The 7,508-nt window shown below is 30.4% G+C and carries 6 protein-coding genes; all 6 read right to left on the reverse strand.

Going from position 1 to position 7,508, the window contains the following annotated elements; all coding sequences use genetic code 11:
- Positions 1-249: 249 nt before the first annotated feature.
- The 6 genes from HMPREF2852_RS04335 to fusA are packed head-to-tail and all read right to left on the reverse strand — an operon-like array spanning position 250 to position 7,265.
- On the reverse strand, positions 250-1,569 hold the full coding sequence (locus HMPREF2852_RS04335; RefSeq protein ID WP_070606128.1) for a glutathionylspermidine synthase family protein: 1,320 nt from the start codon (positions 1,567-1,569) through the stop codon (positions 250-252).
- 19 nt (positions 1,570-1,588) lie between these two features.
- Positions 1,589-1,813 carry a DUF951 domain-containing protein gene (locus HMPREF2852_RS04340; protein WP_070606131.1) on the reverse strand — a complete coding sequence of 75 codons (225 nt, stop codon included), beginning with the start codon at positions 1,811-1,813 and terminating at the stop codon, positions 1,589-1,591.
- Complete coding sequence (locus tag HMPREF2852_RS04345; RefSeq protein ID WP_070606133.1) at positions 1,800-2,675, reverse strand: mechanosensitive ion channel family protein; 876 nt, start codon at positions 2,673-2,675, stop codon at positions 1,800-1,802. Before HMPREF2852_RS04345 ends, HMPREF2852_RS04340 begins: the two co-directional genes overlap by 14 nt.
- Positions 2,668-3,186: an SGNH/GDSL hydrolase family protein gene (locus HMPREF2852_RS04350; protein WP_070606135.1), complete on the reverse strand. Its 519-nt coding sequence runs from the start codon at positions 3,184-3,186 to the stop codon at positions 2,668-2,670. The genes HMPREF2852_RS04345 and HMPREF2852_RS04350 overlap by 8 nt, the downstream gene beginning before the upstream one ends.
- Positions 3,186-5,177 carry an alpha-amylase family glycosyl hydrolase gene (locus tag HMPREF2852_RS04355; RefSeq protein ID WP_070606137.1) on the reverse strand — a complete coding sequence of 664 codons (1,992 nt, stop codon included), beginning with the start codon at positions 5,175-5,177 and terminating at the stop codon, positions 3,186-3,188. Before HMPREF2852_RS04355 ends, HMPREF2852_RS04350 begins: the two co-directional genes overlap by 1 nt.
- 27 nt (positions 5,178-5,204) lie before the next feature.
- Complete coding sequence (gene fusA, locus HMPREF2852_RS04360; protein WP_070606139.1) at positions 5,205-7,265, reverse strand: elongation factor G; 2,061 nt, start codon at positions 7,263-7,265, stop codon at positions 5,205-5,207.
- Positions 7,266-7,508: the final 243 nt, after the last annotated feature.

Raw genomic sequence — 7,508 nt, forward strand, 5'->3', positions numbered from 1 at the left:
TTTAACTGACTATTTTAGTCTACCATCTTTATTTTCGCTTGTCAAGTTTTTTTCTTTCTTTTTTTATCTTTTTTTACTTTTCTCGACTGCTTTTTTTGATGTCGACTTTTTTATTATATCGCGTTTATTTTTCTTGTCAAGACTTTTTTCTCTTGATTTTTTTAACGTGATAAAAAAATATAGCTGTTGGTTAACAGCTATATTAGTATATTATTATTTTTTTCTATTGTCAAATATTTTTTTATTAATTTATTTCTCTTTTATTTTTAGGGAACTTACTACGTAATATTCTCTTGCTGAACTTATCATTGCTGCGTTTCCTATTCTCATGTATGGTGCTATGAATTTTTTATTGTAGGCAAATAGGCCTGTTACGTATGAAAAGTTTTCTAAACTTGCTTTTTCTTTTTCCATTTTTATAAATTTCATTGGGCTTACTGTGTAATATTCTTGGTAAATGTAATTTTTATTTTTTAATTCTTCTAAGATTTTCCCAAATTCTTTTTTTGTGTGTTCTTTTCCTACGTAGATTCCGTGTGATGCGTAGCCTTGGATTGGTTTTAGTATATATTTGTCCTTGTTTGCTACCAATTTTTCTTTGTCTTTTTCGTAATTTAATTTTTCTGTATATGGTATGTGATTTTTTATAAATTCATTTTCTTTTTCCGATAGAATCTTTTGGCTTTCTTCTAGCCTTAAGATTCTAAATATATCTTTTGTGTAAAAAAGTGTGGACCTAAATGAGCCTATGCTTATTATTTCGTCATTTAAATAGGCATCTATTAAATTTTTTCCTAATTCTTTGTTTTCTATTAAATCGCTTGTGACAAGTCTTCTATAGACTAAGTCGATTTTCATATCTTCTATATATAGGCCATTATTTTTTCTTTGTAAATCTTTTAGGTTTGCAATTTTGCAATTGTGTCCTCTTTTTTGAAATAGTTTTTTTATGGTTTCAAATTCTATGTTGTCAAATTCTATTATGTCGACTATGGCTATGTTTATTTTTTCTTTTTTGCCTTTTATTGAAAAATATAAATCTTCTATTGAATCTACCAAACTTTCTAGTAGGTTTATATGATTTATTTGATATTTTTCTTCTAGTTTTTTTATAGCTTTGGAATCTTTCATCAAATCTGCCAAGGACTTATCTTCTAGCATAGCTGATGAGCCGTCTGTGTTTAGCTCGCAAAATTTATAGTCTTTTTTGCCATCATACATTACGTCAAATCTCGCTATTGGTGTTGAAATGTCATAGCCTGGATCTTTTAGGATCAATTTTTCTGTCAAAGGATCTAGGTCGAATAATTTTCTGTAATTTTCGTTTTCTAGGTATTCTTTTGTGACTTTTTCTACTATAGACATAAAGATATTTATCATTTCATCATAGAGTTTGAAATCTTTTTTGTCGTAAAAATACGCATCATACAAGGTAGGTAGAACTTCTTCTTTGTAGGTTGCTCCATATTCTTTTCTTTTGTCTAATAAATTTTGGTAATCTTTTCTATAGTCTTTATAATCTTCGTTTATTATTTTTATATAATCATCTTTTATCTTGTCGTTTATCATTAATTCCTTTTTTTCTCCTCTAATCTTCTGGATTGTAATTTACTATTGATACAAATTTCCCGTTTTTATCTTGAATTTTTCTAATCCTTTTGTCGAAATCTGTTCTTTTTAGCCAAACTAATTTATCACAACCCAAACATCTTAACTTCATATCTGCACCCATTCTTTCGATTTTCCATTCATTTTCTCCGCACGGATGAGATTTTTTTAGGCTAACTATATCGTTTAATTTATATTTTTTCATAAATTTCCTCTTCTAATAAGCTACTTTTTATTTTTCTTTTTTCCATTTCTTCTTTTATAAGTTCTCTTACTTTTCTTGAAATCTCCCATTGCATTCCTGCTTTTACCAAGGATGTCACCCTTACTGTGTAGGAGAAATCCTTAAATTCGTGTATTTCAAAAAAGCTCAAATCTTCTACAAAAGCATTTTTATATTTTGGCATTGTTTTTATTTGTTGAGATACGCTTTTTATCATCGCTTTTACTTCATCAAGCTTTGTATCATTTGATACGCAAAAATATGCCTCACTTTTTTGAGCTCCCCTATCAAAATTTTGGACATTTGTTATATTTGAATTTGGAATAATGTGAAGTGAGCCGTTGTAATCTCTAATTTTTGTAATTCTAAGATTAACCTCTTCGACAGTTCCTTCAACTCCAGAGCATGAAACCCATTCGCCAACTCTAATCTTGTCATCAAATATTATCAAAACTCCTTTTACAAAATCTGCAATAAGAGTTTGAGCACCAAGAGCTATGGCGATACCACCAATTCCTGCTGTAGCTATAAGACTTGATGTGTTTACTCCAAAAATATCCAAAATCATAGTTATGGCTATAAAAATTATAAGTATCCTAATTATAGAATAAAAAATCCTTGATAGGGTTTCAAGTTTTGCTGTATTTCTTTTTGCTTTGCTTTTGTTTCTTTCAAAAAATTTTCTTATTATTTTATGAACTAATTTTAATGTGACAAAACACAATAACAAAACAATTAGGACAGAAATAATATTTATAGTAATTTTATTTCGCATAAAATCTGGTAAAAGAGAGCTCTTTGCAACCATCTTGTCAATATTTTCTATCTCTTCTAATTCATTCATTTATATCATCCTCTATAATTTTTAAAATTTCACAAGCAAGCTTTTCGTGAAAAATTTTCCCCATGTGCAAACCATCAAGATAATAGGGCTTGATTTTTCTTGAATCAACTTTCAAACAATCAAAGTCCAAAAGTTTTTTTGCAAATTCATTTATTTTTTCATTTACATATCCATAAATCGGATAAGAATCTTCCTCCTCTATTAAAGGCGGTATAATTATAATATTTTTTCTGGCAGTAGATAAATTTAATATACTTTTGACATTTGAATATGCAAGATTCACACTTTGCCCATTCAAAAAGTCATTTGAGCCACCAAAAATTATCAGATAATCTACATTTTTGTATTTATTTTTGATTTTTTTATACCTTTTTACCATATCAGAGCTTGTAGAACCATTTAAACCAAAATTTATAACTTCAAAACCCGCCTTAGTTAAAAAGCGGGTGTAATTATTGCATTCTACAAGATAACCTTGGGTAAAGGAATCTCCAAGAGCAAGTATTCTCATTATTTTACCTTCTTTAGGGCAAGGGCCGTTCTTGATGGGATATAAATTTCAATTCCATCGTAGTCGGTATTTTCTAAATTTTTGGATTCATAAATAAAATCTTTCGAAATTCTTCCAAGTCCACCAAATTCTTCATCGTCAGTATCCAAAATCACTTTAAATTTTCCCTTATCGTGGATTGGCACTTGGAAAGAATCGTAGGAATTTTGTGGGTGGAAATTGAAAATATAAACTATATCCCCATTTCTGTAGGCAATAACTTTCCTATCATTATCAAGCCACAGCCTAAAAATATCATTTCCTAATTGCTTATTTTTTTTGATTTGGTCAATCATTTTTTCATCCCATTTCAAAAGCCAATCGTATTTTAATAGGTCATTGTCAGCCAAAGACCAAAGACGTCTTGCGTAATGGAAAGAATAATTATTGCCTTCTCTTGGAAAATCTATCCATTCAGGATGACCAAATTCATTTCCCATAAAATTCAAATAAGATTCAGCGCCCATAGATATTGTAATCCATCTTATCATTTTGTGAAGAGCAATCGCCCTATCAATTATGATATTGTGGGTTGTTTTTTCCATATCCCAATACATGGAAGAATCTGCAAGTCTAAAAATCGTAGTTTTTGAACCGACAAGAGCTTGGTCGTGGCTTTCTACATAAGAAATTCTAGCTTCAGATGGTCTAGAAGTTGAAAGCTCGTACCACATTTTTCCCATATCCCAATCTTCATCTCGTTTTTCTAGGGCCTTTTCCCAAAAATCTGGCATACCCATAGAAAGTCTATAGTCAAAACCAATTCCTCCATCTTTAATTGGTAGGCACATTCCGGGCATAGCTGACATATCTTCAGCAATTGTTATGGCATTTTTCTTAACTTCTCTTATAAGTTCATTGGCAAGTTGAAGATAATTTATAGCTTCAATATCGGTATTCATAGAAAAATATTTTGAATAATTATCAAAATTTTCTCCCCTACCGTGATTTTTATAAATCATTGATGTAACTCCATCAAATCTAAAACCATCAAAATGAAATTCCTCAAGCCAATATTTTATATTTGAAAGAAGAAAATGGCATACTCCAGGTTTGTGATAATCAAATAATTTAGAATCCCAATCAGGATGATTTCCCTCATCGCCTTCATGGAAAAATTGGTAGTCTGTTCCATCAAAAAGATTTATTCCCTCAATAGTATTTTTTACAGCATGGGAATGAACCAAATCCATTATCACATTTAAACCCATTTCGTGGGCAGTATTTATTAAAGATTTTAAATCATCATTTTCTCCATACCAAGAAGATGGGGCAAAGAAATTTGAAACTTGGTAGCCAAAAGATCCATAATATGGATGTTCAGCTATAGCCATAAGTTGGACTGTATTGTAGCCTTCTTTTTTAATTCTTGGCAAAATATTTTTTTCAAATTCTTTGTAAGTTCCAACACCCTCTCTTTCACAAGCCATACCAATGTGGGCTTCATAGATTAGAAGATCGTGGTTTTTAATTTTAAATTTATCATCTGTCCATTTAAATTTTTTCCTAGGATTTTCTACAATTGCAGAAAAATCTAAATTTTCATCTCTTTCAACCCTTCTTGCAAAAAGAGGAATCCTATCTTGGATGCTTTCTCCATAGTCAACCATAACTTTCACTCTGGATTTGTGTGGAATAGTTCTAATTCCTTTAACAAAAATCTCCCAATCTTCGTCATTAATTTTCTTTAGAGGATGGGAATGTCTATCCCAATTGTTAAAATCTCCAATTAGATAAAGCCCCTTGGCATTTGGAGCCCATTCCCTATAAATCCATCCAGTTTTTACCTTGTGAAAGCCATAATAATTGTGGGCATTGGCAAAATCTTTTAATTTTTCGCCTTTTTTCAAAAGTCTAGCCTTTTGTTTTTCATATTCATCCATTCTCAGATTTATATCATTTTTATAATCCTTGATCCAAGGATCAATTTCCAAAATCTTCCAATCTTTCATTATTTGCCCCTTTTCTATACTATTTTTTTATTCTTTTTTATTTTCCTCAATAATTTTTTCTGTTATTTCTTTTGGAACTTCTTCATATTTTTCAAATTCCATTGAGAATGATCCACGAGCCTGTGTCATTGATCTTAAATCTATTGAATATTTTAAAACTTCACTTTCTGGTGCAAGAGCTGAAATGATTTGTGAGCCATCTTCTTGTGGTTCCATGCCCAAAATCTTTCCACGTCTTTTGTTCATATCTCCCATTACATCGCCCATGTACTTCTCATCAACTTTAATTTCAAGTTTCATTATAGGCTCAAGCAAAATTGGTTTTGCTTCAACGATTCCTTTTTTGAAAGCAAGTCTTGCAGCTGATTTGAAAGCTTGTTCGTTTGAATCTACTGGGTGGTAAGAGCCATCATACAAAGTAGCTTTTATTCCAACAACCTTATATCCTGCAAGAGGACCTTCATCCATAGAATCACGAAGTCCCTTTTCTACGGCAGGGAAATAATTTTTAGGAACTGCTCCACCAAATACTTCCTCATCAAAAACAAATTCTTCATCGCATGGTTCAAATCTAATAAATACATCTCCATATTGACCTGCACCACCAGATTGTTTTTTGTGTTTACCTTGAACATCAGATTTTCCCTTGATAGTTTCTCTGTAAGGGATTTTTAAATCAACAATTTTTGTATTAACAGAATAATTTTCTTTTAATTTATCCATCAAAACTTCAAGTTGAACATTACCAAGTCCTGCCAAAACTTCTTGGTGGGTTTCAGCATCTCTTCTATCTTCAAAAGTAGGATCTTCTTCTGATAATTTTTTCAAAGCAGCTGAGATTTTATCCTCATCATTTTTACTTTCAGCCTCAATTGCATAATATAAAACTGGTCTTGGATATTTTATTTTCTTATATTCTATAGGACTTTCTTTTGTGCATAAAGAATCTCCAGTTTGAAGAATATCTTGTTTAGAAAATGCTCCAATATCTCCAGCAACAATTTTTTCCGCTTTAAATTGTTCTTTTCCTCTTAAATAGAAAATATTTGAAGCCTTTAATTCCTTGTCCTTACTTATATCATAGAAATTTTGATCTTTTTTAATAGCTCCAGATAAAACCTTAAATATTGAAATCTTACCCAAAAATGGATCAGCAATTGTTTTAAATACAACAGCAGAAAAAGGACTATCTTCGCTAACTTCAAATTCTTCATAATCATCAGTAACTCTAAATCCAATATTTGCAGCCTTGTGGTCAGGAGATGGCATATATTTTGTAATAACATCCATCAACAAATCAAGACCAATATTTTTCTCCAAGCTACCAGCAACTAAAGGAACAGCATTACCATTTATAATTGCCTTTCTAAATCCTTCTTTAAATTCTTCTTCAGTAAAACTTTCGCCAGAGAAATATTTATCCATCAACTCGTCATCACTTTCAGCAACAACTTCTTGAATTTCTTCATAAACAGCATTTACTTCTTCAACTCTGATTTCAGGTATTTCAACCTCTTCTACCTTGCCATCAACATATTTAAAAGCTTTTTTATCTATAACATCGATCAAACCTTCAAAGTTTTCCCCTTCCCCAAGGGTTAAGGTTAGTGGGATTATTTTTTTGGAGAAATCTATGTGTAGGTCACTAACTACTTGATTGAATTTGGCATTTTCTTTATCCAATTTATTTACAAAAATAATTCTTGGCAAAGAAATATTTTCTGTATATTTCCAATATTTTTCAGTTCCTACTTCAATTCCATTTTCTCCATCAATTACAAACAAAGCTGATTCGCTTGCTCTAAGAGCATTTAATACTTCTCCTTCAAAATCAAAAAATCCAGGAGCATCGATAAAGTTTACCTTGTAATCCTTATATTCAACAGGAATTATTGAGGTTTGGATTGAAATTTTTCTTTTAATTTCTTGTTTTTCATAGTCAGATACAGTATTACCGTCCGCTACTTTTCCAACCCTGTTAATAGCCTTTGTAAAATATAGCAAAGATTCAGTCAAGGAAGTTTTTCCTGCTCCTGAATGCCCTACTAAAGCTAAATTCCTTAATTTGTTTGTTTTATAATCTTTCATAATAAAATAACCTCCGTTTTGTCGATGAAAACATTTTTTCATTCTATGTATATTTATATACCCATTTTATTAAATTAACTAAAAAATTTTTAACAAAATTAAATAATTTATTTTTGCAAATATTTTCATTGTTAAAAACAAACTTAAACTTATTATTAAAATATCAAATTACAATAAAAAAAGACTTGGAAAAAATCCAAGCCAGATTGTTTCAAAAGTATACAAATCCTCATGCTAAGAATA

The organism is Anaerococcus sp. HMSC065G05 (assembly GCF_001812365.1).
GTDB lineage: Bacteria > Bacillota > Clostridia > Tissierellales > Peptoniphilaceae > Anaerococcus > Anaerococcus vaginalis.

Coding starts and splice junctions, on each gene's coding strand:
- HMPREF2852_RS04335 (WP_070606128.1), bottom strand. CDS start 1,569: ATGATAAACGACAAGATAAAAGATGATTATATAAAAATAATAAACGAA.
- HMPREF2852_RS04345 (WP_070606133.1), bottom strand. CDS start 2,675: ATGAATGAATTAGAAGAGATAGAAAATATTGACAAGATGGTTGCAAAG.
- HMPREF2852_RS04355 (WP_070606137.1), bottom strand. CDS start 5,177: ATGAAAGATTGGAAGATTTTGGAAATTGATCCTTGGATCAAGGATTAT.
- HMPREF2852_RS04340 (WP_070606131.1), bottom strand. CDS start 1,813: ATGAAAAAATATAAATTAAACGATATAGTTAGCCTAAAAAAATCTCAT.
- HMPREF2852_RS04350 (WP_070606135.1), bottom strand. CDS start 3,186: ATGAGAATACTTGCTCTTGGAGATTCCTTTACCCAAGGTTATCTTGTA.
- fusA (WP_070606139.1), bottom strand. CDS start 7,265: ATGAAAGATTATAAAACAAACAAATTAAGGAATTTAGCTTTAGTAGGG.